Source organism: Streptomyces sp. NPDC111744 (assembly GCF_055634995.1).
Window position 1 is genome coordinate 1 of sequence record NZ_JBVKCG010000029.1, and the last position, 26099, is coordinate 26099.

The window sequence follows — 26099 nt, forward strand, 5'->3', positions numbered from 1 at the left end:
TCTGGCGGCGCGCGCATCAGGCGGAGGCACGACGCCACCATTTCCGAAGGCGGCTAAGGCTCCAGATGATCCAGATCTAGCCCTGTAGTACTAGGCCTAGACAGGCCCGGGAGCCCGGACCTCCGTAGAGTGGATGCAGGGATCCGGACCGCCGGGACGGACACGACGAGCGGGGTACCACCATGACCGGAGTCGACCCCAGCCGGCTGGACGACCAGCAGCTCATGAAGGAGCTGGAGACCATCCACCGGACGCGCCACGACACCCTGCTGTACGGCTCCAACGACGCACTGCGCGCCCACAACGAGCGCATGGCTCAGCTGGAGGGCGAGTATCTGCGCCGCAATCCGCGCCGCATCGTCGCCGCCGGCCGCACCCGGGAAGGTGCCCGGGAGCGCAGTTGCGCCGAGACGACCACACCGGGCGCCTCCGCGAGCTGAGGCCGACGTCCTTCTCAGGCCTCGCTGAGCCTGTCGAGGAAGGCCTCGCAGAACGCCTTGAGGTCGTCCGGCTTACGGCTGGTGACCAGCGTGTTGGGCCCGGATTCGCACACCTTGGCCTGCTCGTCGACCCAGGTGCCGCCGGCGTTGCGGATGTCGGTCCGCAGGCTCGGCCAGGACGTCAGGGTCCGGCCGCGCACGACATCGGCCTCCACCAGCGTCCAGGGGGCGTGACAGATCGCGGCGACCGGCCGGCCCGCCTCGAAGAAGCTCTTCACGAACGCGACGGCCTTCTCGTCCATCCGCAGAAAGTCCGGATTGGCGACCCCGCCGGGCAGGACCAGCGCCCCGAACGAGTCCGCCGAGGTGTCGGCGACCACCTCGTCCACGGGGAACGTGTCCGCCTTGTCGAGATGGTCGAAGGCCTGGATCTCTCCCGGCTTCGTCGACACCAGCACCGGCTCGTGCCCGGCGTCGGAGACCGCCTTCCACGGCTCGGTCAGCTCCACCTGCTCGACGCCCTCGGGCGCGGTCAGAAACGCGATACGCATGATTCACTCCCTTGCTTCCTTGGCTTCCGTGCCGGCGTCCCGGCTCACTCCCCGCCGACCACGGCCTCGGCCAGCGCCAGCAGGTTGCGGTAGCGCGTCGAACGCGGCAGTCGGGACACCCCCTGGACGAGGGCGTCGGGGGCGTTGCCGCGGCGCAGCACGCGTGCCAGTTCGCTCGGCTGCGCCGGGAAGTCGTGCCGGGTCAGGGACCGGGCCAGTTCCAGCCGTACGGTCGCCAGTGACGGCTGCTCACTGGTCCACGGCTGCATCGGGGCGCGGTACACCTCCGGATCGTCATCGGCCGGTGGCTCGGGGTCGTTCCAGTCCTCGGTGCGCGTCGGATGCCCGGACCTGAGCAGGCCCTGCAACTCGTGCTTCATCTCGTCGTCCCGATGAACACTCAGCCGGTCACTGCCTCGCTGCATATCTCCCTCCAGGTGCTTCAGGGGGTGCCGGACGCGTACCCGGTGACGAGGGGCCGACACGCCGGAACGGGCCCCTGAGGTCACCCGAAAGGGCGGGAGGGTCCCGCGAATGGGGGTCGGCCGCGCGCGGCACGGCGTGGGGCGGGCTGTGATGGCTGCGGGGGCACCAGCCGCGTGTCCCCGGAGTCGTACTTCCGAGGAGCCACCCCATGCGCCGTACCGCTCGCGCCCTGTCCGTCGCCGTCCTGGCGGGTGCCGCGTTCGGCGTCGCCGGTACGGCCGCCGCGGCCGGCCCCGCCGCCGAGGCGAGCCCCGGCAGCGCGCGCCCCTGGAGCACACACTCCACCGTCGCACCGAGCCAGGGGGGCGGGGTGCCCCCGGGCGGCGGCATGGTTCCCGGTGGGGACAGCGCGGTTCCTCACGGGGACGGCGGCGCGGCCCCGCGCGGCGACGATGCCACGGGCCCTTGGGGCGACGACGGTACGGGCGCTCGGGGGGACGACGGCACGGGCGCTCGGGGAGACGACGGCACGGGCCCTTGGGGCGACGACGGCACGGCTGTCCACGGTGACGACGCCACGGGTTCCCGAGGAGAGGCCGGGGTCGGCACGGCGCCCGGGGGAAATGACCAGCGGCCCTGTTCCGCCGGGCAGAAGTCGTGCGGCGGTGGCGGGCGCGAGTGCGCTTCCTCCGGCTCCTCCCGTTCCTTCGGCTCCTCCGGCTCCTGCGCGGACGATCACGCGTGTGACGAGCCACGCGGCGGTGCCACGTCCTGCGATCCGCCGACCGTGGAGCACGGGGTGGAGGCCGGGGAGGGCGGCGCCTTCACCGACTCGGTTCCCGCACTGGTCGCGGGCGGCGTGCTGATCGCGGCCGCGTGCGGTGGCGCGGTGTACCGGCTGGCCGGCGGAAGGTCCCGCGCGGACGGGTGAGACGACCGCCACCGGGTACCCCGGGGCGACCACTCCGGCACCGTACGCGCCACCAGACGAAGAGCACGGCCCGGACCGGACGGCACACGGCACCACGGACTGCGCGGAGGCGGACATGCGGCGGACGGATTCCGAGGGTCAGGAGCCGGTCCGGGACGCACCCGCGCGGGGCCACGGACCCGTCCGGTACGGGCCGCCGCTGCCCGACGACGGGCTGCCCGTCCTGCCCGAGCTCTCCGCGGCGCTGGCCGCCGCCGCGAGCCGGGGCGGAGAGGAACCCGTCGGCGGCGGTCCGGCGCTGCTCGACGCGGCCTGCGGCTACTGGGAGCGCCGCGGGCTGCCCGTCACGCCCGGCCGGGTGACCGCAGGCCCCGGCGCCCCTGCCCTCCTGCTGGCGCTCACCGCCGCGCTCGGCGGCGACGTCCTGGTGCCGCGCCCCTGCGCCTCCTGGTGGGCGCCGTACGCCCGACTCCTGGGCCGGCCCGTCTTCCACGTGGCCACTCCGGCCGAGTCCGGGGGCGTACCCGACCTCTACGCGCTGCTGGAGACCGTGCGCCGGGTCCGGGAGGAGGGCGGTGACCCGCGGCTCCTCGTGCTCTCCGTCGCCGACGACCCGACCGCCACCGTCGCCCCGCCGGAACTGCTGCACGAGACCGTCGAGGCGGCGACCGGCGAGGGACTCCATCTGGTCAGCGATGAGACCTGGCGCGACACCCTGCACGCCCCGGACGCCACCGTGCTGCTCAGCCCCGCCGAGATGCTCCCGGACCGGGTCACCGTCGTCACCGACCTGGCTGGCGCCCTGTTGCCGGCCGGCTGGCCCGCCGCCGTCGCCCGGTTCCCCGAGGGGGACACCGGTACGGCCCTGCACGCGCGCGTGCTCGACGTTCTCACCGCGCTCGGCGCCCGCCTCGCCGGACCGGTCGCGGTCGCCGCCGGCTACGCCCTCGACGAGCCCGGGCCCGTCACCGGCCGCCGGGAGGCCGCCGTACGCCTGCACGCGCGCGTGGCCGCCGCCGCACACACAGCGGTGGTCGCCGGCGGCGGCCTGGCCCGGCCGCCGCAAGCGGGCCGTCACCTGTACGCCGACCTGGAACCACTGCGCGCCGCACTCGGCGCCCACGGGGTCGGCGACGCACAGGAGTTGGAGGACTTCCTCACCGACCGGCTCGGAATGCCCGCGCCCGGCGGCCACCGCTTCGGCGACGACCTCCAGGCGCTGCGCGTCCGGCTCGCCACCGGGCCACTGCTGGGCGGCACCGACGAGGAACGGCTGGAATGCCTCACGTCACCCGCGCCGTTGGAACTGCCACACGTGCAACGCGCGTTGATGTCCTTGAGGTCGGTACTCGACGATCTCCGCGACGACGCTCAGCGATGGGAGCCTCCTCGATGACGCAGCAGACGCATGAGTCAGGGTCCACCACGACGACTGCCGACACGACTGCCCTGATGACCCGGGATGCCACCACCACCCCCACAGCCCCGACTCCCTACGCGTCTTCGTTCCCGCTCGCCGAACCCCGCCCCCTGGGCGAACTCCGGGTCTGGCCGCGGACATTCCACGACCGTCTGACCGCACCCCTGCCCGGCCTCAAGGCCATGGCCCGGTTCGCCCGTGAAGGCTCCGTGCGCCCCGGGCGCGAGGGCCTCGCCGACATCCCCCGGCTGCCCTACGAGCCGGGCCAGCTACCCCGCGTCGACACCGACACGGTCGCCGTCACCTGGGCGGGACACGCCAGTTGGGTAGTCCGGATCGGCGGCCTGACCGTGCTCACCGACCCCGTCTGGTCCCGCCGCATCATCGGCACCCCGGCCCGGGTCACCCCGGTCGGCGTCGACTGGGAGACCCTGCCGCGCGTCGACGCGGTCGTCATCAGCCACAACCACTACGACCACCTGGACGCCCCCACCCTGCGCCGACTCCCGCGCGACACCCCGGTGTTCGTACCGGCCGGCCTCGGCAGCTGGTTCCGGCGCCGCCGCTTCACGACCGTCACCGAGCTGGACTGGTGGGAGGCGGCCGAACTGTTCGGTGTCCGCTTCGACTTCGTCCCCGCCCACCACTGGTCCAAGCGCACCCTCACCGACACCTGCCACAGCCTCTGGGGCGGCTGGGTCCTCACCGCCCCCGACGGACAGCACGTCTACTTCGCCGGCGACACGGGTTACGGCCACTGGTTCTCCCGCATCGGCGGCCGCTACCCGGGTATCGACCTGGCCCTGATGCCGATCGGCGCCTACGACCCCCGCTGGTGGCTCAGCGACGTCCACCTCGACCCGGAGGAGGCGGTCAGGGCGACCGAGGACCTGGGGGCGAGGCGGATGGCACCCATGCACTGGGGGACCTTCATCCTCTCCGCGGAACCGGTCCTGGAGCCCTTGACACGGGTACGGACGGCCTGGGAGAAGGCGGGCCTGGACCGGGAGTGCCTGTGGGATCTGCCGGTCGGAGGGTCGAGGGTTCTCGAGCGGGCCTCACTGGACAGCGCCCAGTAACTCAAACCCCGCAGCGAGACATCACCCGGCAGACCGAACCCGCCGCCACACACTCGGCGTCGCGCTGATCACCACGGTCAGCGTGACCGCCAGCACAACCCCCTCCCACGGCTCCGGAAACAACGACCCACCGAGAATCCCGATCAACTGATAGGTCACGGCCCATGCCACACAGGCCGGCGCATTGCCCCGCGCGAACCGTCTGAGCGGCCACTCCGCCAGCAGACATGCCAGCATCACCGGTATCCGCCCGGCCGGCACCAGGCGCGACAGCACCAGCACCATCACCCCGTGCCCGGTCAACTTCTCCTGCGCCTGCTCCAGCCGGTCCTCCGGCGCCCGCGCCCGGATCGCCGCCAGCCACCGCGACCCGTTCTTCGACCGCATCCCGCGCCGCCCCAGCCAGTACAGCGCCGCGTCCCCCAGGAAGGCGGCCAGCGACGACGTCACCAGCACCAGCGCCAGCGCGAACGGCGCCGTCTGATGAAAGGCCACCACCGCCGCCGAACTCACCAGCGCCCCCGTCGGCACCACCGGCACCAGCGCCCCGACCAGCACCAGCAGAAACAGCGTCGGATAGCCGATCACCTGCTGCGTGGACTCCGTCGACGAGGTCGAGGAGGTGGCTGCCGTGGCACCGGCGGCGGCCGCCATCACCACCAGCAGCCTCACCGCGCGACCTCCAGCCGCACGCTCTCCCCGTGACCGAGCTTGTGCACCGCCACCCGCGGCGCGTACTCCGCCGCGAGACGCACGAACTCGTCGCCGGGCGCGTGGAACTCGTGCGGACGCACCCCGTCCATGCCGATGGGCCAGTACGTCCCGTAGTGCACCGGCACCGCGCTGCGCGGCGCCAGCCGGGCCAGCGCCCGCGCCGCCCGCCCGGCGTCGAGATGCCCCTCGCCCAGGTGGGGCCCCCAGCCGCCGACCGGCAGCAGGGCCACATCCACCGGCCCGACCGCCTCGGCCATCTCGTCGAACAGCCCGGTGTCCCCGGCGAAGTACGTCCGTGCCGCGCCCTCGACGACATATCCGAGGGCGGGGGAGCGGTGCGGGCCGACCGGCAGCCGGCGGCCGTCGTGCCGCGCGGGCACGGCCCGTACGAGGAGGGGGCCGACGGATATCTCGTCCCCGACACCGACCTCGGTGATCCGCAGCTGCCGGAGCCGGCGGAGCGCGGGCACCGCGCGTGGTGCGCCCCGGGGTACAAGGAGGCGCGTGCCCGGGGCGAGCCCGGCCAGCGAGGGGACGTGCAGGTGGTCGGCGTGCAGATGGGAGACGAGCACGAGGTCCGCACGACGGGCCTCGGCCGGCGGCGGGGCGCCCCGCCGCCGGCGCAGATGCGCGAGCCGGCGCGCGAACAGAGGATCGGTGAGCAGTCGTATGCCCGAATCCTCGATCGTGCAGGTGGCGTGACCCCACCAGGTGATCTCCACCGGCACCTCTCTTTGCCTCCTTCGCGCGACTCCCCGAAGCCTACGTGCAGGAGTAGGGTCGGCGGCGAAACCCGGAGGTGAGGGGGACGCCATGGGACAGGTGCGAGGTGCCTACGGCGGGTTCGCGCCGGTGCGGGTGACCGCCATCGCGAGTCTGACGCCCCTGGAGGAACTGGAGATCGACCCCTTCCTGGTCGACTCCCGCAGCCAGCACGCGATGTGTGCCCGCTGGGCCGTGGAACACGGCTACGTCATCGCCCGCGAACTCCTGGTCCGCGGACTGCGCCACGACCACAGCGCCCTGTGGGCGGGTGTCCGCCCCGGCCTCGACATCTTCGTCGCACCGAGCAGACGGGTCCTGGAGACCGCGCTGTCCTCGGTTGAGGACTTCACGGCGGAGTGCGCGAGACGCGGGGTGCGGGTGGAGACGGTGGGGCGGGCCGAACCCTGCTACGACACCCAGATGAAGGCGCGGGTCCACCGGAGACTGTCGATGCCGACGGCGGGGTACGACGGGAGGTGAGCGCCCGCTCGCACCCCAGGGCCGTATGACAGTGTTGACGGCAGCAGACCCGCGGCCGACGCGGGTCGCGGATGCGAGGTCGGTGGGGCGTGCGGTGGCGGCGGGTCGTCAGTCAGCTCGGACGGAGCGTCGTGGTGTGGGCGGTGTCCACCGTCACCATGCTGGTGCTCGCCGGAATCCTGCCCGACTTCCAGCTCCAGTCCGCCGACGGTGACAGCGCCACCCGGATCGCCATGACCGCGGCCCTGGGCGCCGGCGCCTTCGGTGTCCTGTCGGCCGTCGTATGGCCCCTGATGGTACGACTGCTGCTGCTCGTGCCCGCACTCGTCCTCGGCCTGCTCGTCTTCTTCCTCAACGGCTCCCTCCTCCTCGTCGCCCTGCGCATCAATCCCTCCGGGCAGAGCGAGGCCGCCCCGGAGACCGCCGTGATCGTGGCCGCCGTGATGTCCGCCGTCGCCTCCGCCACCGGCGGTGCCCTCGCCGTCCGTGACGACGACGCCTACCGGCGCCGGCTCTCCCGCCTCGCCACCCGCCGCCGCCTTTCCCACCCGCCCTGCCCGGCCACCCCCGGCACCGTCTTCCTCCAGCTCGACGGCGTCGGCCATGACATCCTCACCGCAGCCGTCGCCAAGGGCCTGATGCCGACGGTCGCCGCCTGGCTGGACACCACCCACCGGCTCAACCCCTGGCGCACCGACTGGTCCAGTCAGACCGGCGCAAGCCAGCTCGGCATCCTGCACGGCTCGAACTTCGACGTCCCGGCCTTCCGCTGGTACGAGAAGGACAGCCGGGAGGTGACGGTCTGCAACCGGCCGACCAGCGCCGCCGAACTCCAGCGCCGTGCCATCGAGCGCACCGCCGACGGGGGACTGCTCACCCTGGACGGCGCCAGCCGCGGCAACCTCTTCAGTGGCGGCGCCGACGAGCAGGCCCTTGTGCTGTCCATAGCGACCCGCCGCCGAGGCCGGGAGAACCGATCCCGCGCCGGTTACTTCGCCTACTTCTCCGACCCGGCCAACGCGGTCCGCACCGCCCTCTCCTTCTTCGCCGAGGTCGGCCGCGAGATCGGCCAGTCGACGGCGGCCCGGATGCGCAGGCAGCGGCCACGCGTCAAACGCGGCGGCCTCTACCCCTTCGTCCGCGCCTTCGCCACCGTCGTCGAACGGGACGTCGTCGTCGCCGCGGTCATGGGCGACCTGCTCGCCGGCCGCACCGCCGTCTACGCCGACCTCGTCGCCTACGACGAGGTCGCCCACCACTCCGGGCCGCACAGCCGCGACGCCGAGGGGGTGCTGCAACGCCTCGACCGTGCCCTCGCGCTGATCGAGAAGGTCGCCGAGCACGCTCCGCGGCAGTACCGGATCGTCGTCCTCTCCGACCACGGGCAGAGCCCCGGCGAGACCTTCCACAGCCGCTACGGCCTCACCCTCGGCGACCTGGTCCGGGCCGGCTGCGGACGGCACGTGCCGCGTCGCGCCGAGCGTACTCACAGTGGCACCGAGGCCCGCGCCGCCGTCCGCGCGGCCCTGCGCAGACCGGTCGAGGAAGGCGGCGAGAAGCACCGGCCCACCCGGCACTCGGAACCGGTCGTCCTCGCCTCCGGCAACCTCGGCCTGGTCTCCTTCCCGGAGATGCCGCACCGCATGACCAAGGAGGAGATCGACGCCCGGTACCCCGCACTGCTCACCATCCTCGCCAACCACCCCGGCATCGGGTTTCTGCTGGTGCGCAGCGAAAAGCACGGCGGGGTCGTGCTCGGTGCGTACGGCGCGGAGATACCCCTCGACCGGCTCGACGGGCATCCGGGTCCGCTGGCCGTCTTCGGCGCGGGTGCGGCGGACGCCGTCCGGCGGACGCACTCGTTCCCGCACACCGCGGACATCATGGTGAATTCGTCGTACGACCCGGAGGGCGGCGAGGTCCTCGCGTTCGAGGAGCAGATCGGGTCGCACGGGGGGCTGGGGGGCGCTCAGGGGAGACCGTTCCTGTTGTCGCCGGTGTGCGTTTCGGCAGCGGTGGAGGAGGGCGAGGACCTTGTGGGGGCAGAGGCCGTCCACGGGGTGCTGCGGCGGTGGCTTCGGGAGGCCGATGGGCCGCAGGTTCCGTTGTCTGCGGGGCAGGCGGAGAGGGCCGCGGAGGAGGGGCAGGCCGCGTAGGGGGTTGGCTGCGGAACGGTGTGGGTGGGCGTGCACACGCGGTGGTGCGGCTCTGGCGGTGGTGCGGCTCTGGCGGTGGTGCGGCTCTGGCGGTGGTGCGGCTCTGGCGGTGGTGCGGCTCTCGCGGTGGCTGCGCCCACGCGGTGGTGCCGCTCTGGCGGTGGCTGCGCCCACGCGGCGGCAGCGCCCACGCGGTGGCTGCGCCCACGCGGTGGCTGCGCCCACGCGGTGGCTGCGCCCACGCGGTGGCAGCGCCCACGCGGCGGCAGCGCCCACGCGCCGGAACTGCCCACACCGCGAAACCGCATATGGACGCTGCCCCGCGCCCCCCTGGAGGGGCGCCTCAGGCCGACCCGTGAAAAATCGGCTGCGTCCGCCCGGCTCCCGGCACACACTGTTCGAGTCGGAGGTAATCGTCACCTCCTCGAAGACTCCTCAGGAGCCCACCCTTTGCAGGCAGCCGTCACCGTCACCCCCGCCCGCCTCCCCGAACTCCTCCTCGGCCTCGCCACCGTCCGGCCGGTCTTCCTCTGGGGCGCTCCCGGTATCGGGAAGTCCTCCCTGGTGAGGGAGTTCGCCGAATCTCTGGGGCTGGAGTGTGTGAGTCTGCTCGGTACGCAGCTCGCGCCCGAGGACCTGATCGGCGTCCCGCAGATCCGTGACGGGCGGTCGGTGTTCTGCCCGCCCGAGGCGATCGCCCGGGACGAGCCGTACTGTCTCTTCCTGGACGAGCTGAACGCGGCCACCCCGGATGTGCAGAAGGCGTTCTACTCGCTGATTCTCGACCGCCGGATCGGCAACTACGAGCTGCCGAAGGGATCGATCGTCATCGGCGCCGGCAACCGGGCCACCGACAACGCCCTCGCCCGGCCCATCGCCTCCGCGCTGGTCAACCGGCTCGCCCACGTCCACCTGGAGGCCTCCGCGCACGACTGGCTCGCCTGGGCCGCGGGCAACGGCATCCACCCGTGGATCCTGGACCACCTCACCGACCGGCCCGACCATCTGTGGTCCAAGCCGCCGAAGACCGAGGAGCCGTTCTCCACCCCGCGCTCCTGGCACATGCTCTCCGACGCCCTGCACTCCTTCGGGCGCGACCTCGACGAGGAGACCCTGAAGGTCCTCGCGCACGGCACGCTCACCCCGCCCCACGCCACCGCCTTCTGCGGATACGTCAAGATCGTGCGCAGCCGGTTCGGGATCGAGGCGATCCTCAAGGGGGAGGCCGGCTGGCCGCACCGGATCGAGGACCGCGACCTGCTCTACTACCTGGCCGAGTCGTTCCGGGGACGGCTGGTCAAGGAACTGCCCGTCGACAAGGAGCACATGTCGGCGAACGGCCGGCAGACCGCGTACCGCGCCAAGTCGCTGCTGGTGCAGCTCGCCGAGATCTCCGTCGAGGTCGCCCAGACCGTCATCGCCTCCGGCACCGACGGCAACCCCGTGCTGCCCGCCTGGTTCCTGATCGAGGCCGCCCGGGACATGCCCCGGCTGGTGGAGGCCCGACGATGAGCCGTGGCGGCCGCAAGGAACAGAAGAAGGAGCAGAAGAAGGAGCAGAAGAAGGACCCCGCCGCGGAGAACTTCGCGGCCGGGGTCGAGCTGCTGCGCGCCAACCCTGCCCTGCGCGCCGTCGAGTTCACCATCTGCCGGCACGAGAACTGCGAACTGGCGCCCCACGAAGGCCTCGTCCGGGCCGACTCCGACGGTGTGCTGCACGCCCACGCCACCCGGCGCGCCGAACCCGCCGAGTGGGCCTGGGCGTTGGCGCACTGCACCATCCATCTGGGCTTCGGCCACCTGCCCGCCGCCACCGGACCGCGCACCCAGCCCGACCGTTACGACCTCGCCGCCCGCTGCACCGTCGTCAACCGCTTCCTGCAGACCTTCCCGGTCGGCGAGGCACCGGACCATCTGCCGGCGTCCTACCCGGGGGGTGACGAGGAACGGCTCGCCGCCGGCTGGCGCCGCGTCGGCAGTGTCCCGGCCGTCTATGAGCGCGGTGGCACCAGTGGTGGCGAACCCGACCAGCTCCTCCTCCCCTGGAACGAGTGGGCGGGCCAGGTCCCCGACTGGCAGGTCGGGTTCGCGCACGCGCTGACCCGCACCATGTCCCGGGCGATGGACCTGGCCGGCGGCCGCCGCACCTCCATGACCGGGCCGCCGACTCCGCTGCGCCCGTGGGAACAAGGGCTGAGCTGGTTCGTCTCCTCCTATCCGCTGCTCGGCGGTATCGCGGCCGGGATCAAGCTGGTGGCCGACGCCGAACTGGCCCGTGCCCACGACATCGCCATCGCCGCCGTCAATCCCGAGGCGGGCGAGATCTACGTCAATCCGCTGCGCACCCTGGAGGGCGAGGAATGGCGGTTCGTCCTCGCCCACGAGATGCTGCACGCCGCCCTGCGCCACGGCGACCGCCTCGGCGGCCGCGACCCCTACCTCTTCAACATCGCCTGCGACTACGTCATCAACGGCTGGCTGGTCGAGATGCGGGTCGGCACCATGCCCGAAGGGCTGCTGCACGACCCGGAGTTGAAAGACCTGTCGGCGGAGGAGGTGTACGACCGGATCGCCGTCGACCTGCGCCGGATGCGGCGCCTCGCCACTCTGCGGGGCAAGGGACGCGGCGATGTCCTGGGCGCGCCGATCGGGCCGCCCGGTGCCTGTGTCGACCTCGACGAGTTCTACCGCCGGGGCCTTGGCCAGGGCCTCGACCTGCACCAGGCGCAGGGCCGCGGTTTCCTGCCCGGCGGCCTGGTCGAGGAGATCCGCGCGCTCAGCCATCCACCGCTGCCCTGGGACGCCCGACTCGCCCGCTGGTTCGACGAGTTCGTGCCCCGTCCGGAAGCCGTACGGTCGTACGCCCGGCCCTCCCGCCGCCAGTCGTCCACCCCGGACATCCCGCGCGCCGGCCGGTACTTCCCGCCCGAGGAGGTCGCCCGCTGCACCTTCGGCGTGGTCCTGGACACCTCCGGCTCCATGGACCGCACCCTGCTCGGCAAGGCCCTCGGCGCGATCGCCTCCTACGCCGAGGCCCGTGACGTACCGGCCGCCCGTGTCGTGTTCTGCGACGCCGCCCCGCACGACGCCGGGTACCTGCCGACGACCGAGATCGCCGGGCGGGTCCGGGTGCACGGCCGCGGCGGTACCGTCCTCCAGCCCGGTATCGACCTGTTGCACCGCGCGGACGACTTCCCGCCGAACGCACCGGTCCTGGTGATCACCGACGGCTGGTGCGACGTCCTGCGGGTGCGGCGGGAGCACGCGTACCTCGTCCCCGACGGCCGTCGCCTGCCGTTCACTCCCCGTGGGCCGGTCTTCCGCGTGCGGTGAGCAAGGATGTGATCGGATGGGAGGCAGCGAAACCGGTTCACTCGCCCCCGTACGCCGAAAGGAACAACCGTGGCCACCACGCGCACCGCACACACCGTTTGGGAAGGCAACCTCCTCGAGGGCAACGGTGTCATCACCTTCGACTCCTCCGGTATCGGCGAGCAGCCGGTCACATGGGCCTCCCGTTCCCAGGAGGCGAACGGCAAGACCAGCCCGGAGGAGCTGATCGCCGGTGCCCACTCCAGCTGCTTCTCCATGGCCCTCTCGCACGCCCTGGCCGGGGCCGGCACCCCGCCCACCAAGCTGGTGACCAACGCCGACGTCACCTTCCAGCCGGGTGAGGGCATCACTGGGATCCACCTGACCGTCGAGGGCACGGTGCCCGGCCTGGACGAGGCCGGCTTCGCGGCCGCCGCCGAGGACGCCAAGAAGAACTGCCCGGTCAGCCAGGCCCTGGCCGGCACCACCATCACCCTGGACGCGAAGCTCGCCTGACCGTCGTGGCCCTTCCGATGCCGCGTCCCCGTCAAGGGGGCGCGGCATCGTCGTTTACGGGGTACCCGGCATTGACAACGGCCCGCTCAAGTTTTGTGCTGGAGTCGGGGAAGTGGCCGGGCGGAAGGGGACGGACATGGCACGGGCGGTCGGAATCGACCTCGGTACGACGAACTCGGTGGTGGCCGTGCTGGAGGGCGGTGAGCCCACCGTCGTGGCCAACGCCGAGGGGGCGCGCACCACCCCCTCGGTGGTGGCCTTCGCGAAGAACGGCGATGTGCTGGTCGGCGAGGTCGCCAAGCGGCAGGCGGTGACCAACGTGGACCGCACCGCGCGCTCGGTGAAGCGGCACATGGGCGACGGGGCCTGGCGGTTCCCCGAGAGCGGGAGCGTCGACGGCACGCGGTACCGGGCCCAGGAGCTGTCGGCGCGGGTGCTGCAGAAGCTGAAGCGGGATGCCGAGGCGTACCTCGGCGAGGACGTCACCGACGCGGTGATCACCGTACCCGCCTATTTCGACGACTCCCAGCGGCAGGCCACCAAGGAGGCCGGGGAGATCGCCGGTCTGAAGGTGCTGAGGATCATCAACGAGCCGACCGCCGCGGCGCTCGCCTACGGCCTCGACCGGGGCGAGGAGCAGACGGTCCTCGTCTTCGACCTCGGGGGCGGAACTTTCGACGTCTCCCTCCTTGAGATCGGCGACGGTGTGATCGAGGTGAAGGCCACCAACGGCGACACGCACCTGGGCGGCGACGACTGGGACCAGCGGATCGTCGAGCACCTGGTCAAACGCTTCAAGGGGCAGTACGGCATCGATCTCGGCAACGACAGGATGGCCCTGCAACGGCTCCGCGAGGGAGCCGAGAAGGCGAAGATCGAGCTGTCCTCGTCCACGGAGACCTCGATCAATCTGCCGTACATCACGGCCTCCGCCGAGGGCCCGCTGCATCTGGACGAGAAGCTGACGCGGGCTCAGTTCCAGGAGCTGACCGCGGACTTGCTGGACCGCTGCAAGAAGCCCTTCCACCAGGCCGTCAAGGACGCGGGCGTGGAGCTGTCCGCGATCGACCATGTGATCCTGGTCGGCGGCTCGACCCGGATGCCCGCCGTCACCGACCTGGTCAAGGAACTCACCGGCAAGGACCCGCACAAGGGCGTCAACCCGGACGAGGTGGTCGCAGTCGGCGCGGCTCTCCAGGCGGGCGTCATCCGCGGCGACGTGAAGGACGTCCTGCTCCTCGACGTCACCCCGCTGTCCCTGGGCATCGAGACCAAGGGCGGCATCATGACCAAGCTGATCGAGCGCAACACCACGATCCCGACCCGGCGTGCGGAGATCTTCACGACCGCCGCCGACAACCAGCCCTCGGTCGGCATCCAGGTCTACCAGGGCGAACGGGAGATCGCCGCCTACAACAAGAAGCTCGGCGTCTTCGACCTCACCGGCCTGCCGCCGGCACCGCGCGGCGTACCGCAGATCGAGGTCGCCTTCGACATCGACGCGAACGGGATCATGCACGTCTCGGCGAAGGACCTGGCGACCGGCCGTGAGCAGAAGATGACCGTGACCGGCGGCTCCGCCCTCCCCAAGGACGACATCGACCGCATGATGCGGGAGGCCGAGCAGTACGCCGAGGAGGACCGCAATCGCCGCGAGGCCGCCGAGACCCGCAACCAGGCAGAGCAACTCGTCTACCAGACCGAGAAGTTCATCCGGGACAACGAGGAGCGGGTGCCGGGCGACACGAAGACCGACGTGGAGTCGGCGATCACCGAACTGAAGGCGCTGCTGGAACGGAACGCCGACACCGCGGAGCTACGGCAGGGCGTCGAGAAACTGGCAAGCGTCAGTCAGCGGATGGGCCAGGCCATGTACGCGGGTGCCTCCGGCGGCTCGACGACCGAAGAGCAGCGCCCGCCCGAGGCCGACGAAGAGGCAGTGGTGGACGCGGAGATCGTGGACGACGAGCGGGGCGCGACCGGGTGAGGCGATGCGGGGCAGGGGCCCCGCAGGAGGACGGTCATGGGCGCGCTCCGGTGGGTGCGGGCGGCAGAGCCGCGCAGACCGCCTCCAGGACGCAGGCGTAGGGCGTGCCGAAGGCGGTCAGCCTGCGGCGGAGTTGTGCCAGACAGTCACGGTGCTCGGTGAGCAGGTCCGTGTTGCCGGTGCGTGCCGTGAACTCCAGCACGGCGGGCAGGAAGTCCGGCAGTTCCTCGCCGGTGAACTCGATGCCGTACGCCTTGTAGACGTCCTCGAAGCGGACCAGGGACGTGCCCCGGCGGGGGGTGTCGCCGTCCTGCCACCAACTGAGATGCAGACGCCTCCGGTTATCGACGTCGAAGACCTGCACATAGTGCGCGGCCAGCTCCCGCGGTGGGGTCACCGCCGCGTGGTCGGTGAACTCCCTCAGTTGCGGGGCGGCTTCGCGCAGCAGCGGCAGCCGGGCGATGAAGTCGTCGTCCGGGTAGGTGAGGCAGAGCGCCGCCGCCTGGTAGAACACCGCGTCCGTGGACATCAGGCCTCCTTAGCCTCGTCCGTGGTGGCGGCGGTACGTCGCCGCCCATGCGGGGGCAGCCGTCGTGGTCGAGGCTGCACCCCCGAGGGAGGGCCGGCTCCGCGGGCCGGCGTACGGCGTATGTCCGCGCCGGGCTCCCCGGGGGATGTCTGCGTGTCGGTCACCTGCGCTCCCTTGCTCACCTCCCCCTACGCTTCGACGCTAGGGGCGGCCGCGGGAACGCACCTGCCCAGGCGATCCGAACGGGTCACCCGGCCGAACCGCCCGGCCGGGCTCCCGTCCAGGACATCCGGACGTGTCGCCGGTCCGGAGCACCCGAACGGCTCAGGCCTTGCGGGCGACAGCTCCGTACACCGGCACGATGCCCTCCTGCTGGAGGGCCACGTCCTGCGGGTCCGGGCGCCAGCCGGAGACCGGGATCATCCCGGGGCCGAGCAGTTCCAGGCCGTCGAAGAAGCGGTGGAAGCCGGTCAGCGGGCGCGGGTGGAAGGGCGTCCCGCTGCGCCGGAAGTGCGCGGCCGCCTGCTCCACGGCCGCGGGGCTGAGGTCCGGGGTGACCTGGGAGAGGATCAGATGGCTGCCCGGGGCGAGCGCCTCGACGTACCGCTTCAGCAGACCGTGGACGTCGTCGCCGTCCGGGTCGTCGTCGAGGTAGTGGGTCAGCGCCACCAGCGACAGGGCGACCGGCCGCCCGAAGTCCAGGGTCTCGGCGGCTCGGGCCAGCAGGGTGTCGGGGTCGCGGACGTCGGCGTGGACGTACGCGGTGCTGCCCTCCGGGGTGCCGCACAGCAGGGCCTCGGCGTGGCGCAGCACGATCGGGTCGTTGTCCGCGTACACCACCCTCGACTCCGGTGCGACGCCCTGCGCCACCTGGTGCAGATTCGGTTCCGTGGGGATGCCGGTGCCGATGTCCAGGAACTGGCGGGTCCCGGACTCGGCGACGGCACGCACGGCCCGCTGCATGAACCGGCGGTTGGCGCGCGCCCCGCGCAGCACCGTGCCGTCCACGGCGAGGATCTTCCGGGCGAGTTCCTCGTCGACCGGGTAGTTGTCCTTGCCGCCCAGCCACCAGTCGTACACCCGCGCCGGATGCGGCCGGCTGGTGTCGATGGCGGTGGGCGCGGGCTCGGGTGCGGTCACGGTCTGTGCTCCTCAGAGGTTGTCGCGGTACTCCCGCAGCAGTTCCTCGGTCCGCTGCGCCGAGGCGGCCCGGGCCGTCATATGGTCCAGGACCTCCAGATGGGCGCCGACCTCGTCGCGGGAGTCCAGGTAGAGGGCGCCGGTCAGGTACTCGGTGAAGACCATGTCGGGCAGCTCGGGCTCGGCGAACCGGAACAGCGTGAACGGCGCGTACGTCCCCGGGTGCGGGCCGCTCGCGAACTCGGCGACCTGGAGTGTGATCCGATCCCGTTCGACGAAGGCGAGCAGCTTGTCGACCTGGTCGCGCATCACCTCGGAGTGGATGCTGACCGGGCGCCGCAGCACCGTCTCGTCCATGATCACCCACAGATGGGGTGGATCGTCCTGCTCCAGCAGCCGCTGCCGGGTCATGCGCAGGGACACATGCCGTTCCACGGCCGTGGGGTCGCTGTGCCCTATCGTCCCGGCCTCCAGCACGGCCCGCGCATACGCCTCGGTCTGCAACAGGCCGGGGAAGAAGTGCGGTTCGTAGGAGCGGACGACCCGGGCCGCGCCCTCCAGGCTCACGTACAGACTGAACCAGTCCGGCAGCACATCGTGGAACCGCTGCCACCAGCCCGGCTGGTTGGCCTCCTCGGCCAGCCGCACGAACGCCGCCTGCTCCTCCTCGGGCACCCCGTACGTCTCCAGCAGCACCTGGACGTACGGGATCTTCAGCGCGACCTCGGCCATCTCCATCCGCCGTACGGTCGCCTGCGCCACCCGCAACACCCGCGCCGCCTCGTCCCGGCCGAGGCCCGAGGCCTCCCGCAGCTCCTGCAGCCGCTTGCCGAGCACGACCTGCCCCACGGTGGGCGCAGCACGCCGCTCACTCACGCCACGCCTCCCCTACGTGCACAAGTACGGGGAGCAGTGTGTCACGCGATGCCGTCTCGCACACCTGGTCGAGGCAACCTCTTACGTCAACTTGCCAGTGAGTGCAGGAACTTGGCCGTCGCCGGGTCCGCCGGCAGGAACGTCTCGATGGCCAGCTCGGCGACCGTCACATCCATCGGAGTGTTGAACGTCGAGATCGACGACACGAACGACAGCACCCGCCCCTGGTGCTCGATCCGCATCGGCAGCGCGAAGTAGGCCACAGGTTCGGCGGGTTGCCCGTCGTCCGCCACGCCCGCCGGGGCCGGATAGCCGGCGACCTCCTCGTACAACTCCCGCAGCGCGTCCGAGCGGTGGAGCGCGATCTGCCGTTCCATCTGCTCCAGCAGATGCCCGCGCCACTCCCGCAGATTGCGGATGCGCGGTGCCAGACCCTCCGGATGCAGGGTCAGCCGCATCGCGTTCGGCGCGGGCGTGAGCAGCGACTCCGGTACGCCCTCCAGCAGCATCGTGATGCCCCGGTTGGCGGCGACCACCGTGTACATGGCGTCCACGACCAGCGCCGGATACGGCTCGTAGCCCTGGATCAGCCGCTCCATGCCGTCACGCAGGGCCTCCAGCGCCGGGTCGTCCAGCGGGGTCTCCGGGTAGTGCGGGGCGTAACCGGCCGCCAGCAGCAGCGCGTTGCGCTCCCGGACCGGCACGTCCAGGTGCTCGGACAGCCGCAGCACCATCTCCTCGCTGGGCCGCGAGCGGCCCGTCTCGATGAAGCTGATGTGCCGGGCCGAGGAGTCGGCACGCAGTGCCAGCTCCAGCTGGCTGACCCGCCGCCGCTCCCGCCAGGCGCGCAGCAGCGGGCCGACACCCTTGCCGTCGGGGGCGGGCGAGGAGGCGGGGCGAGACGCGACGAGGGTCATACCGACGACCGTAACCGAGGAGCGCGCGGGGGACGGGGCCGACGAGGCTCTGTCGAGGGCGCAGGCCACGAGAACCGGTACCGCCGTGCGAGCGCGCCCGGAAGCCCTGGTCATGGCAGGCTGAGCACACGTACGCCCCGGGCACCCCACGGAAGGAAGCCGCACCATGGCCGTCGAACCGCTGGCGCAGCAGGAGATCGAGGACCGGCTGGCCGAGCTGCCGGGCTGGTCGCTGGACGGCGACCGGCTCGCCCGCGTCTACCGTCTCGACTCGCACTTCGCCGCCGCCGCACTCGTCGTGCACATCGCCCGGATCCAGGACGAGCTCGACCACCACTCCGACCTCACCCTCGGCTACCACACGGTCACCCTCACCGTGAACACCCACAGCGTGGGCGGCGCCGTCACCGGCCTGGACTTCGAACTCGCCCGCAGGGTGGAGGACATCGCCCCAGGCCACGGCGCACACTGAGCCATGTGCTCGACTACGACAAGGAAGCCGGGGCCTACGACGCGACGCGCGGCGGCGAAGCGCGCGCCGAGGCGGCCGCCGACGCCGTCCTCGGCCTGATCCCCGGCCGTCCCGACCGCCCTGGCCGTCTCCTCGACCTCGCCTGCGGCACCGGCATCGTCACCCGCCGCCTCGCCGCCGCCCGCCCCGCGCTCCAGGTGACCGGCGCGGACCGCGCCCACGGCATGGCGCGGCTGGCGGCGGCCCGGCTGCCGGGATCGGTCCTGCTGGCCGACAGCTGTCAACTCCCGTTCCCCGACGCCACGTTCGACGCGGTGACCACCGTCTGGCTGCTCCATCTCATAGCGGACACCGCCGAGGTCCGCGCCGTCGTCGCCGAGTGCGCACGGGTGCTGCGGCCCGGCGGGGTGTACGTCACCACCGTCGACAAGGCCGCCGCGCACGACGTCGGCAGCGACATCGACGCGGTCCTCGCATCGCGCCCGCGCCGCCCCGCCCCGGACGAGGCCGCCGTCGTCACGGCTCACGCCTCGGACAGCGGCCTGTCTCCCGCCGGACAGGCCGCCTTCCTCGGCCACGGCCAGGGCCGCACCCCACGCTCCACCATCGCCGACCTGCGGCGCGGCTGGTTCACGGTGCTACGGCCCGGCGACCCCCGCGTCGAGCGGTTCGCCGACCAACTGGCAGCCCTGCCCGACCAGGACCGCCACCGCCCCGACCCCCGCTTCCGCGTCCGCGCGTTCAGGAAACCGGCGGACGGCTGAAGTCCGTCGTCCTGGACGGGGTCTTTCCGGGGTGCGGGGAAAGAAGTTGGGTAAGCGCTTTCCGTTTGGTGCGGGAGTTGCCGGACGGTCCCCAGTGCGGGTGGGGGCCGTCCGGCAGTAGGTCCCGACTCGGGTGTCAGGACCGCGCACGCGGAGCGTCAGCGGGGACTATTCGAGCAGCTCCGCGTACGACCCCATGGCCAGGGCGATGTCCGCCTGAGCCCAGAACCGGTGATACGTGAACACGGGCGCGGCCCCGCCCGCCAGATAGCTCTCGATCTTCGACCACGCGGGGTCGTCCTGGTAGAAGGACCGCAGTGAGGCGAACGTCGACGACGAGTTGATCGCGTCGCCGTTCGGCATCTTCCCGGACCACCTGCTCGGCACGTACACGCTGTCGTCGAACCGGCTGTAGTCGGCCCGCGTCTCCGGCACCGCGATCCCCAGGCTGTCCTGGTAGTTGGCCCACATGCCGTCGAGCAGCGCCTTGGCCGTCGACTTCGCCGTCGCGTCACCGGACTTGGCGGCGTAGTACGTCAGCGTCTTGGCGTACGCGGCCGCCACGCCCACGTCGTTGGTGTAGTCGGCGACGGTGACGTGAAGTCCGCTGTTGGAGCCGGGACTCGAGGCGTTCCAGGTGTCGGGCTGGCCGGACCACTGGAGCGTCGAGGGGATCTGGTAGGTGCCGTCCGGGTTGATCGTGGTCTTGGACAGCGCCCACGCCACCCACTTGTCGAGGATCGCCTTGGCCGTGGCGTTCCCGGTCTGCTGGTAGTACTCGGCGACCCGTTCCATCGACCAGGCCTGGAAGCCGAACCACTGGTTGGACGGCGGGTCGTGGTAGACCGGCTCCCAGTCGTAGTACATGCCGTAGAAGGTCGACGTACCGGCCGGCGGACTGGCGTACCGGCCCTGCCAGCTGTTCGTCGCCCCGCCCGCGATGGCGCCCTCGGAGGACTGCAGCCAGCGGTAGAACTCCAGCTGCCGGGTCAGTGACGTGCTCCAGTCCGCCGCCCCCGTCGCCGACTTGGGCTTCAGGTCGGCGTACGAGCTGAGCGCGTACGCGGCCAGCGGGTTCTGGTAGCCCCCGTGCACATGGCTGGAGCCGATCCGCCACGCCCAGCCCGCACTCGTATCGGTCGCCCCGCCCCACGCGTAGTACCAGGAGAGCAGGTAGTCCGAGGCGTCCTTGCCGGTGCCGGCCGGGCAGGTGGACGGGCCGACGCAGTTGCCGATCTTCTTGAAGTACTTGTCGTACATGGCGTAACGCAGGTAGTCGCCCATCTTCGCCGCCTTGCCGACGGTGGCGGAGACGTCGGCGCCCTTGCCCTGCGCCTTCGCCCACACGTCCGCCCAGTACGCGGCCTGTACCGCCCGCGCGTCGGCGTCCGGGGCGTCCGTGTACTTCCACTGCTTTGCGTAGGACGAGTCACCGGTGAACAGGTCCAGGTACCCGTTCGTGCCGCCGTACTTGAAGGCGTCGCAGGTCGGCTGCGGAACCGTCTCCCACACCGACTCCTGCGCGCCGCGCTGGAAGGTGTTGATGTACGACGGACCGCTCGCCGTCGGGCCCGCCTCGCAGCCGCCGCCCGGAGTGTCGCCGTAGCCGTAGACGTTGTCGACGTCCTCCAGCCAGTGCATGCCGTAGACGTCGTCCGTGCCGTACGCGGTCTTCAGTTCGGCGGCGATCGGGTCCGGGCCCACCGACACCGAGGTGTCCAGCTTCGCCGGGTACTCGTTCGGCGTGTCCAGCTCCGGGGCGTAGGTGGCCGGCTTGGACGCGTTGTAGAAGGAGTTCGTCGGCTGGTCGGCGTGGGTCGGGATCATGTACTTCTCCATGAGGGCCCACGCGCCGTTGAACTTGGACCAGTCACCGGTGACCTTGCCGTACATGGCCTGCAGCCACAGAAGGTAACTGTAGGCCTCGGACGTGGTCTCATGACCCTGGTCCGGGGCCTCGACGATCAGCGTCTCGACCGAGTGGTAGGGGATGCCCCCGGGGGAGAAGTAGCCGTTCGCCGGGTTGGTGATCTTCCCGTAGAGGTCCAGGAAGCGCGCGTCGTACGCCTTCGACGCGGCCAGCTCCGTCACGGTGACCGCGGCGCCGGTGTAGCCGGACGCGGACGCGGTGAAGGTCGCGGTGCCGGTGCCCGAGGAGTCCGCGGCGACGGTCACGTTCTGCGCGGTGCTCCAGTTGGACGGGGTGAACGTCAGCGACGATCCGGCGCTCACCGTCAGGCCGGTGTTGCCGGCCGTGCGGGCCACCGACACCGTCACATTGGCGCTCGGCTGCTTCGACAGGCTCACCCCGAAGGTGCCCGTCGCGCCCTGCTGGACGCCCAGCTGGGTGGGCGAGGCGACCACGGCGGGGCCGGAGGCGACCGTGATGCCGACCGGTGTCGAGGACGCGGACGCGCCCAGGCTGTCGTACGCCTTCGCCACCAGCGAATGACTGCCCACGGTCAAGCCGGAGACCGGGAGCGAGTAGGGCGACGACGTGTCCGTCCCCAGCAGCGCGGTGTCGTCGTAGAACTCCACCTTGCTGATCGTCGCGCCGTCGGCCGCCGCCGCGGTCGCCGCCAGCGGCACCGCGTCGCCCTGCGTGTAGACCGCGCCCGCGCTCGGGCTGGTCAGCACGGCGACCGGTGGCTGGTGCGCGCCGGCGCAGGTCGTGCCGTTGACCGCGAAGCCGGTCGGGGCCGTGTTGCTGCCGGTGTACGAGAACTGGGCGCCCGTCGACACCGCCGCGCCCGCCGCGATCGTGCCGTTGTACGACGCGTTCTGTACGGTGATCGAGGTGCCGGACTGGGACCAGGTGCCGTTCCAGCCGTTCGTCAGCTTCTGGTTGCCCGTGTACGCGTACGTCAGCGTCCAGCCGTTGACCGCGTCGGTGCCGCGGTTGGTGAGGGTCAGATCAGCGGTGAAGCCGGTGCCCCAGTCGTTGGTCTTGTAGTCGACGCTGCACTGGACCGTCGCCGCATGGGCGGGAGTCGTACCGGTGGCGAGCATCGACAGGGGCAGGGCGAGGGCCGCGACGCCGGCCGTCCACAACCGTCGTACGGCTCTGCGTCTCCGCCCGGGACCCGGGGGGTGTGGGGGATGCATGTGCTGGTTCCTCCTTGCGCTTGCGGCTCGGAAAGAGGTCAAGGCTTGAACCAGTGGGAGCGCTCCCATAGTGGGGACGTGGCTTGGTGCGGTCAAGACGGTTGAGGAGTCGAAATGATTCGACGGACGCCGCTGCCGAAAAGTCAAGCAACTCCCCTGTTCTTTGCTGTCACTTGGCGCTACCTTCCTTCGCACCAGTGGGAGCGATTCCGTTCAGTCGACGCGCCGTCACGACGCGCCCGAGCTGCAAGGAGTCGCTCATGCGACACCCCCCGCGTTCAGTTCTTTTAGCCGTCGCCGGTGCGGTCGCCCTCGTAGGGTCCGCACTGGTGCCGGTGGTGTCGGCGTCCGGAGCAACGCCGGCGTGCACGGTGCGGTACACGGTCACCAGCCAGTGGGACACCGGCTTCCAGGGCTCCGTGACCATCACCAACAACATGGCGGCCATGAGCAGTTGGAGCCTCGGCTTCGACTTCGCGAACGGCCAGAAAGTCACCCAGGGCTGGAGCGCCAAGTGGTCCCAGTCCGGTACGACGGTCACCGCCACGAACGAGAGCTGGAACGGTTCGCTGGCCACGGGCGCCGACGTCAGCGCCGGGTTCCTCGGCTCGTGGTCGGGGAGCAACGCGGTACCGACGGCGTTCAGACTCAACGGCACCACGTGCAACGTCGATGCGGAGCCGACCCCGACCCCGACTCCGACCCCGACCGCGCCGCCCGGCACCGGGACTGCAGCACCTGCCTTGCATGTCTCCGGCACCAGGCTCGTGGACGCCGACGGCACGGCCCACCGGCTGCTCGGCGTGAACCGCTCCGGCGGCGAGTTCATGTGCGTGCAGGGCTACGGCATCTGGGACGGCCCGGTCGACGACGCGGCGATCAAGGCGATCGCCGACTGGAAGGCCAACGCGGTCCGCATCCCGCTCAACGAGGAGTGCTGGCTGGGCCTGTCCAACGTCAAGTCCGAGTACAGCGGCGCCAACTACATCAGCGCCGTCAAGGATCTGGTGGCCCGCGTCGAGTCGTTCGGCATGACGCCGATCCTGGACCTCCACTGGTCCTACGGCCAGTACACCGGCAACTCCGCCGGCTGCTCCGATGTGCACGCCACCTGCCAGAAGCCGATGCCGGACGCGCAGTACTCCCCGTCCTTCTGGTCCTCGGTGGCCGGCACCTTCAAGGACGACCCGGCGGCGGTGTTCGACCTGTTCAACGAGCCGTACCCGGACCGGGCGACCTCCACCACCACCCAGGCCTGGGAGTGCTGGCGGGACGGCGGCGCCTGCCCGGGGATCGGCTACGAGGTCGCCGGCATGCAGGACCTCGTCGACAGCATCCGGTCGGCCGGCGCCAGGAACGTCATCATGATCGGCGGGCTCGCGTACTCCAATGACCTCAGCCAGTGGCTGACGTACAAACCCAACGACCCGGCCGGCAATCTCGTCGCCGCCTACCACGTCTACAACTTCAACTCCTGTGCCAGTGAGAGCTGCTGGAACTCGACCCTCGCCCCCGTCGCGGCCCAGGTGCCGCTGGTCGCCGGGGAGATCGGCGAGAACACCTGCTCACACGGCTTCGTGGACCAGGTCATGAAGTGGTTCGACGACCGCGGCCTGTCCTATCTGGGCTGGACCTGGAACACCTGGGACTGCTCCTCCGGCCCGTCCCTGATCTCCGACTACAGCGGTACGCCGACGGCGTACGGCGCCGGCCTGCGCGACCACCTCCAGGCCCTCAACCCCCAGTAAACCCACCGAAGAAGAAGGAAACCCGCACTCATGAGTCGTACCCGAACAGCGGTACTCGCCGCCCTGGCGCTCGTCGCCGGGGTGTCCGGGCCGGCGGTCGCCGTGACCCCCTCCTCGGAGGCGGCGATCTCCGCGATTCCCTGCACCGTCGACTACAAGATCCAGAACGACTGGGGCGCCGGCTTCACCGTCGCCGTCACCGTCACCAACAACTCGGCGGCGAAGTCGAGTTGGGCGGTGAAGTGGTCGTACGCCGGAAACCAGAAGGTGACCAGCTACTGGAACAGCAAGATCAGCCAGAGCGGTACCGCCGTCACCGCGGCCAACGAGTCCTACAACGGCACGCTGGCGACCGGCGGTTCGGTCAGCTTCGGCTTCAACGGGTCCTACAGCGGCACCAACGCGATCCCGACCGCCTTCACCCTCGACGGCGTCACCTGCAACGTCGATGACGGCAGCGGCAGCGGAGGCGGCGGGGGAGGTGGAGGTGACAACGGCGGCGGTTCCGGGACCCGGGTCGACAATCCGTACTCCGGCGCCAAGGTGTACGTGAACCCCGAGTGGTCCGCGAAGGCCGCCGCCGAACCGGGCGGCAGCCGCGTCTCCAACCAGCCCACCGGCGTCTGGCTCGACCGGATCGCCGCGATCGATGGCGTCAACGGCGGCATGGGTCTGCGCGACCACCTGGACGCGGCCCTCGCCCAGAAGGGCAGCGGCGAAGAGGTCGTCCAGCTGGTCGTCTACGACCTGCCCGGCCGTGACTGCGCGGCCCTCGCGTCGAACGGCGAGCTGGGCCCGACAGAGATCGACAAGTACAAGTCGCAGTTCATCGACCCGATCGCCACGATCCTCGCCGACCCCAAGTACGCCTCGCTGCGGATCGTCACCACCATCGAGATCGACTCGCTGCCCAACCTGGTCACCAACACCGGCAGCCGGGCCACCGCCACCGCCAACTGCGACACCATGCTGGCCAACGGCAACTACGTGAAGGGCGTCGGCTACGCGCTCGCCAAGCTCGGCGCGATCCCTAACGTCTACAACTACCTCGACGCCGGCCACCACGGCTGGCTCGGCTGGGACGACAACTTCGCCCCGGCGGCCACCGTGTTCAAGCAGGCGGCCACCAGTGAGGGCGCGACCGTCGACGACGTGGCCGGGTTCATCACCAACACGGCCAACTACATTGCCCTGAAAGAGAACAACTTCACCATCAACGACACGGTGAACGGCACCTCCGTCCGCCAGTCCAAGTGGGTCGACTGGAACCGCTACGTCGACGAGCTGTCCTTCGCCCAGGCCTTCCGCACCCAGCTGGTCTCGGTCGGCTTCAACTCCGGCATCGGCATGCTGATCGACACCTCCAGGAACGGCTGGGGCGGCAGCGCACGCCCGACCGGCCCCGGCGCGACGACCAGCGTGGACACCTACGTCGACGGCGGCCGCTACGACCGCCGGATCCACGTCGGCAACTGGTGCAACCAGTCCGGAGCCGGCCTCGGCGAGCGCCCGCAGGCCAGCCCGGCCGCCGGGATCGACGCCTATGTCTGGATGAAGCCCCCGGGCGAGTCCGACGGCTCCAGCACCGCCATCCCGAACGACGAGGGCAAGGGCTTCGACCGGATGTGCGACCCGACGTACACCGGCAACGCCCGCAACGGCAACAACCTGTCCGGCGCCCTGCCGAACGCACCGCTGTCGGGACACTGGTTCTCCGCCCAGTTCCAGCAGCTGATGGCGAACGCCTACCCGCCGCTGTCGTAACACCACTG

At 71.3% G+C, this 26099-nt stretch carries 23 protein-coding genes; 14 read left to right on the top strand and 9 right to left on the bottom strand.

Annotated elements, in window-relative coordinates; genetic code table 11:
- Positions 1 to 182: 182 nt before the first annotated feature.
- Positions 183 to 440: a DUF6158 family protein gene (locus ACZ7OO_RS38345; protein WP_352224207.1), complete on the top strand. Its 258-nt coding sequence runs from the start codon at positions 183 to 185 to the stop codon at positions 438 to 440.
- Between the two features lie 14 nt (positions 441 to 454).
- Here the strand turns inward: ACZ7OO_RS38345 and ACZ7OO_RS38350 are convergent, their stop codons facing one another.
- Complete coding sequence (locus ACZ7OO_RS38350) at positions 455 to 991, bottom strand: type 1 glutamine amidotransferase domain-containing protein (RefSeq protein WP_471512092.1); 537 nt, start codon at positions 989 to 991, stop codon at positions 455 to 457.
- Positions 992 to 1035: 44 nt separating this feature from the next.
- Entirely contained in the window at positions 1036 to 1416 is a 381-nt protein-coding gene (locus ACZ7OO_RS38355) for a DUF2795 domain-containing protein (protein ID WP_471512093.1), read from the bottom strand.
- A 209-nt stretch (positions 1417 to 1625) separates the two neighbouring features.
- Here ACZ7OO_RS38355 and ACZ7OO_RS38360 point away from each other — a divergent pair, with 209 nt between their 5' ends.
- The 3 genes from ACZ7OO_RS38360 (at position 1626) to ACZ7OO_RS38370 (ending at position 4847) form a co-directional block, all read left to right on the top strand.
- Complete coding sequence (locus ACZ7OO_RS38360) at positions 1626 to 2348, top strand: hypothetical protein (protein WP_471512094.1); 723 nt, start codon at positions 1626 to 1628, stop codon at positions 2346 to 2348.
- A 115-nt stretch (positions 2349 to 2463) separates the two neighbouring features.
- A complete protein-coding gene (locus ACZ7OO_RS38365; RefSeq protein WP_471512095.1) occupies positions 2464 to 3744 on the top strand; it encodes an aminotransferase class I/II-fold pyridoxal phosphate-dependent enzyme in 1281 nt (426 codons plus the stop codon).
- On the top strand, positions 3741 to 4847 hold the full coding sequence (locus ACZ7OO_RS38370) for an MBL fold metallo-hydrolase (protein WP_471512096.1): 1107 nt from the start codon (positions 3741 to 3743) through the stop codon (positions 4845 to 4847). The genes ACZ7OO_RS38365 and ACZ7OO_RS38370 overlap by 4 nt, the downstream gene beginning before the upstream one ends.
- Positions 4848 to 4868: 21 nt before the next feature.
- On the opposite strand, the gene ACZ7OO_RS38375 is transcribed toward ACZ7OO_RS38370, so the two are convergent.
- Entirely contained in the window at positions 4869 to 5501 is a 633-nt protein-coding gene (locus tag ACZ7OO_RS38375; protein ID WP_471512163.1) for a DedA family protein, read from the bottom strand.
- 14 nt (positions 5502 to 5515) lie between these two features.
- A complete protein-coding gene (locus tag ACZ7OO_RS38380) occupies positions 5516 to 6289 on the bottom strand; it encodes an MBL fold metallo-hydrolase (RefSeq protein WP_471512097.1) in 774 nt (257 codons plus the stop codon).
- 85 nt (positions 6290 to 6374) lie between these two features.
- Between ACZ7OO_RS38380 and ACZ7OO_RS38385 the strand changes: the two genes are divergently transcribed.
- The 6 genes from ACZ7OO_RS38385 (at position 6375) to dnaK (ending at position 14776) form a co-directional block, all read left to right on the top strand.
- Positions 6375 to 6806, top strand: coding sequence for a hypothetical protein (locus ACZ7OO_RS38385; RefSeq protein WP_471512098.1), 432 nt, complete (start codon positions 6375 to 6377; stop codon positions 6804 to 6806).
- 71 nt (positions 6807 to 6877) lie between these two features.
- A complete protein-coding gene (locus tag ACZ7OO_RS38390) occupies positions 6878 to 8962 on the top strand; it encodes a phage holin family protein (RefSeq protein WP_471512099.1) in 2085 nt (694 codons plus the stop codon).
- A 450-nt stretch (positions 8963 to 9412) separates the two neighbouring features.
- Complete coding sequence (locus ACZ7OO_RS38395) at positions 9413 to 10474, top strand: ATP-binding protein (RefSeq protein ID WP_471512100.1); 1062 nt, start codon at positions 9413 to 9415, stop codon at positions 10472 to 10474.
- The gene (locus ACZ7OO_RS38400; RefSeq protein ID WP_471512101.1) at positions 10471 to 12294 is read left to right on the top strand and encodes a vWA domain-containing protein; all 1824 of its coding nucleotides are present in this window, start codon (positions 10471 to 10473) and stop codon (positions 12292 to 12294) included. The genes ACZ7OO_RS38395 and ACZ7OO_RS38400 overlap by 4 nt, the downstream gene beginning before the upstream one ends.
- A 69-nt stretch (positions 12295 to 12363) precedes the next feature.
- The gene (locus tag ACZ7OO_RS38405) at positions 12364 to 12789 is read left to right on the top strand and encodes an OsmC family peroxiredoxin (RefSeq protein WP_352224197.1); all 426 of its coding nucleotides are present in this window, start codon (positions 12364 to 12366) and stop codon (positions 12787 to 12789) included.
- A gap of 136 nt (positions 12790 to 12925) precedes the next feature.
- On the top strand, positions 12926 to 14776 hold the full coding sequence (gene dnaK, locus ACZ7OO_RS38410) for a molecular chaperone DnaK (RefSeq protein ID WP_471512102.1): 1851 nt from the start codon (positions 12926 to 12928) through the stop codon (positions 14774 to 14776).
- Between the two features lie 34 nt (positions 14777 to 14810).
- On the opposite strand, the gene narJ is transcribed toward dnaK, so the two are convergent.
- The 4 genes from narJ to ACZ7OO_RS38430 all read right to left on the bottom strand — a co-directional run bounded on the left by narJ (position 14811) and on the right by ACZ7OO_RS38430 (position 18238).
- Positions 14811 to 15305, bottom strand: a complete 495-nt coding sequence (gene narJ, locus ACZ7OO_RS38415) for a nitrate reductase molybdenum cofactor assembly chaperone (RefSeq protein ID WP_471512103.1) — start codon at positions 15303 to 15305, stop codon at positions 14811 to 14813.
- A 324-nt stretch (positions 15306 to 15629) separates the two neighbouring features.
- On the bottom strand, positions 15630 to 16445 hold the full coding sequence (locus tag ACZ7OO_RS38420; protein ID WP_471512104.1) for an SAM-dependent methyltransferase: 816 nt from the start codon (positions 16443 to 16445) through the stop codon (positions 15630 to 15632).
- A 12-nt stretch (positions 16446 to 16457) separates the two neighbouring features.
- On the bottom strand, positions 16458 to 17321 hold the full coding sequence (locus ACZ7OO_RS38425) for a helix-turn-helix domain-containing protein (RefSeq protein ID WP_471512105.1): 864 nt from the start codon (positions 17319 to 17321) through the stop codon (positions 16458 to 16460).
- Between the two features lie 86 nt (positions 17322 to 17407).
- Complete coding sequence (locus tag ACZ7OO_RS38430) at positions 17408 to 18238, bottom strand: helix-turn-helix domain-containing protein (protein WP_471512106.1); 831 nt, start codon at positions 18236 to 18238, stop codon at positions 17408 to 17410.
- A 166-nt stretch (positions 18239 to 18404) separates the two neighbouring features.
- On the opposite strand from ACZ7OO_RS38430, the gene ACZ7OO_RS38435 reads away from it, so the two are divergent.
- A complete protein-coding gene (locus ACZ7OO_RS38435; protein WP_450766118.1) occupies positions 18405 to 18710 on the top strand; it encodes a 4a-hydroxytetrahydrobiopterin dehydratase in 306 nt (101 codons plus the stop codon).
- Positions 18711 to 18715: 5 nt separating this feature from the next.
- Positions 18716 to 19474, top strand: a complete 759-nt coding sequence (locus ACZ7OO_RS38440) for a class I SAM-dependent methyltransferase (protein WP_471512107.1) — start codon at positions 18716 to 18718, stop codon at positions 19472 to 19474.
- Positions 19475 to 19642: 168 nt separating this feature from the next.
- On the opposite strand, the gene ACZ7OO_RS38445 is transcribed toward ACZ7OO_RS38440, so the two are convergent.
- Positions 19643 to 22579, bottom strand: a complete 2937-nt coding sequence (locus tag ACZ7OO_RS38445; protein ID WP_471512108.1) for a glycoside hydrolase family 48 protein — start codon at positions 22577 to 22579, stop codon at positions 19643 to 19645.
- Between the two features lie 260 nt (positions 22580 to 22839).
- On the opposite strand from ACZ7OO_RS38445, the gene ACZ7OO_RS38450 reads away from it, so the two are divergent.
- Both ACZ7OO_RS38450 and ACZ7OO_RS38455 read left to right on the top strand, forming a co-directional pair.
- Positions 22840 to 24327: a cellulase family glycosylhydrolase gene (locus tag ACZ7OO_RS38450; protein WP_471512109.1), complete on the top strand. Its 1488-nt coding sequence runs from the start codon at positions 22840 to 22842 to the stop codon at positions 24325 to 24327.
- 30 nt (positions 24328 to 24357) lie between these two features.
- Positions 24358 to 26091: a glycoside hydrolase family 6 protein gene (locus tag ACZ7OO_RS38455; protein WP_471512110.1), complete on the top strand. Its 1734-nt coding sequence runs from the start codon at positions 24358 to 24360 to the stop codon at positions 26089 to 26091.
- Positions 26092 to 26099 lie beyond the last annotated feature (8 nt).

Excerpts from the sequence above, each read along its gene's own strand:
- ACZ7OO_RS38390 (WP_471512099.1), top strand. The coding sequence starts at position 6,878 with ATGCGAGGTCGGTGGGGCGTGCGGTGGCGGCGGGTCGTCAGTCAGCTC.
- ACZ7OO_RS38400 (WP_471512101.1), top strand. The coding sequence starts at position 10,471 with ATGAGCCGTGGCGGCCGCAAGGAACAGAAGAAGGAGCAGAAGAAGGAG.
- ACZ7OO_RS38450 (WP_471512109.1), top strand. The coding sequence starts at position 22,840 with ATGCGACACCCCCCGCGTTCAGTTCTTTTAGCCGTCGCCGGTGCGGTC.
- ACZ7OO_RS38365 (WP_471512095.1), top strand. The coding sequence starts at position 2,464 with ATGCGGCGGACGGATTCCGAGGGTCAGGAGCCGGTCCGGGACGCACCC.
- ACZ7OO_RS38445 (WP_471512108.1), bottom strand. The coding sequence starts at position 22,579 with ATGCATCCCCCACACCCCCCGGGTCCCGGGCGGAGACGCAGAGCCGTA.
- ACZ7OO_RS38360 (WP_471512094.1), top strand. The coding sequence starts at position 1,626 with ATGCGCCGTACCGCTCGCGCCCTGTCCGTCGCCGTCCTGGCGGGTGCC.
- ACZ7OO_RS38430 (WP_471512106.1), bottom strand. The coding sequence starts at position 18,238 with ATGACCCTCGTCGCGTCTCGCCCCGCCTCCTCGCCCGCCCCCGACGGC.
- ACZ7OO_RS38355 (WP_471512093.1), bottom strand. The coding sequence starts at position 1,416 with ATGCAGCGAGGCAGTGACCGGCTGAGTGTTCATCGGGACGACGAGATG.
- ACZ7OO_RS38350 (WP_471512092.1), bottom strand. The coding sequence starts at position 991 with ATGCGTATCGCGTTTCTGACCGCGCCCGAGGGCGTCGAGCAGGTGGAG.
- ACZ7OO_RS38375 (WP_471512163.1), bottom strand. The coding sequence starts at position 5,501 with ATGGCGGCCGCCGCCGGTGCCACGGCAGCCACCTCCTCGACCTCGTCG.
- narJ (WP_471512103.1), bottom strand. The coding sequence starts at position 15,305 with ATGTCCACGGACGCGGTGTTCTACCAGGCGGCGGCGCTCTGCCTCACC.
- ACZ7OO_RS38385 (WP_471512098.1), top strand. The coding sequence starts at position 6,375 with ATGGGACAGGTGCGAGGTGCCTACGGCGGGTTCGCGCCGGTGCGGGTG.
- ACZ7OO_RS38435 (WP_450766118.1), top strand. The coding sequence starts at position 18,405 with ATGGCCGTCGAACCGCTGGCGCAGCAGGAGATCGAGGACCGGCTGGCC.
- ACZ7OO_RS38370 (WP_471512096.1), top strand. The coding sequence starts at position 3,741 with ATGACGCAGCAGACGCATGAGTCAGGGTCCACCACGACGACTGCCGAC.
- ACZ7OO_RS38345 (WP_352224207.1), top strand. The coding sequence starts at position 183 with ATGACCGGAGTCGACCCCAGCCGGCTGGACGACCAGCAGCTCATGAAG.
- dnaK (WP_471512102.1), top strand. The coding sequence starts at position 12,926 with ATGGCACGGGCGGTCGGAATCGACCTCGGTACGACGAACTCGGTGGTG.
- ACZ7OO_RS38455 (WP_471512110.1), top strand. The coding sequence starts at position 24,358 with ATGAGTCGTACCCGAACAGCGGTACTCGCCGCCCTGGCGCTCGTCGCC.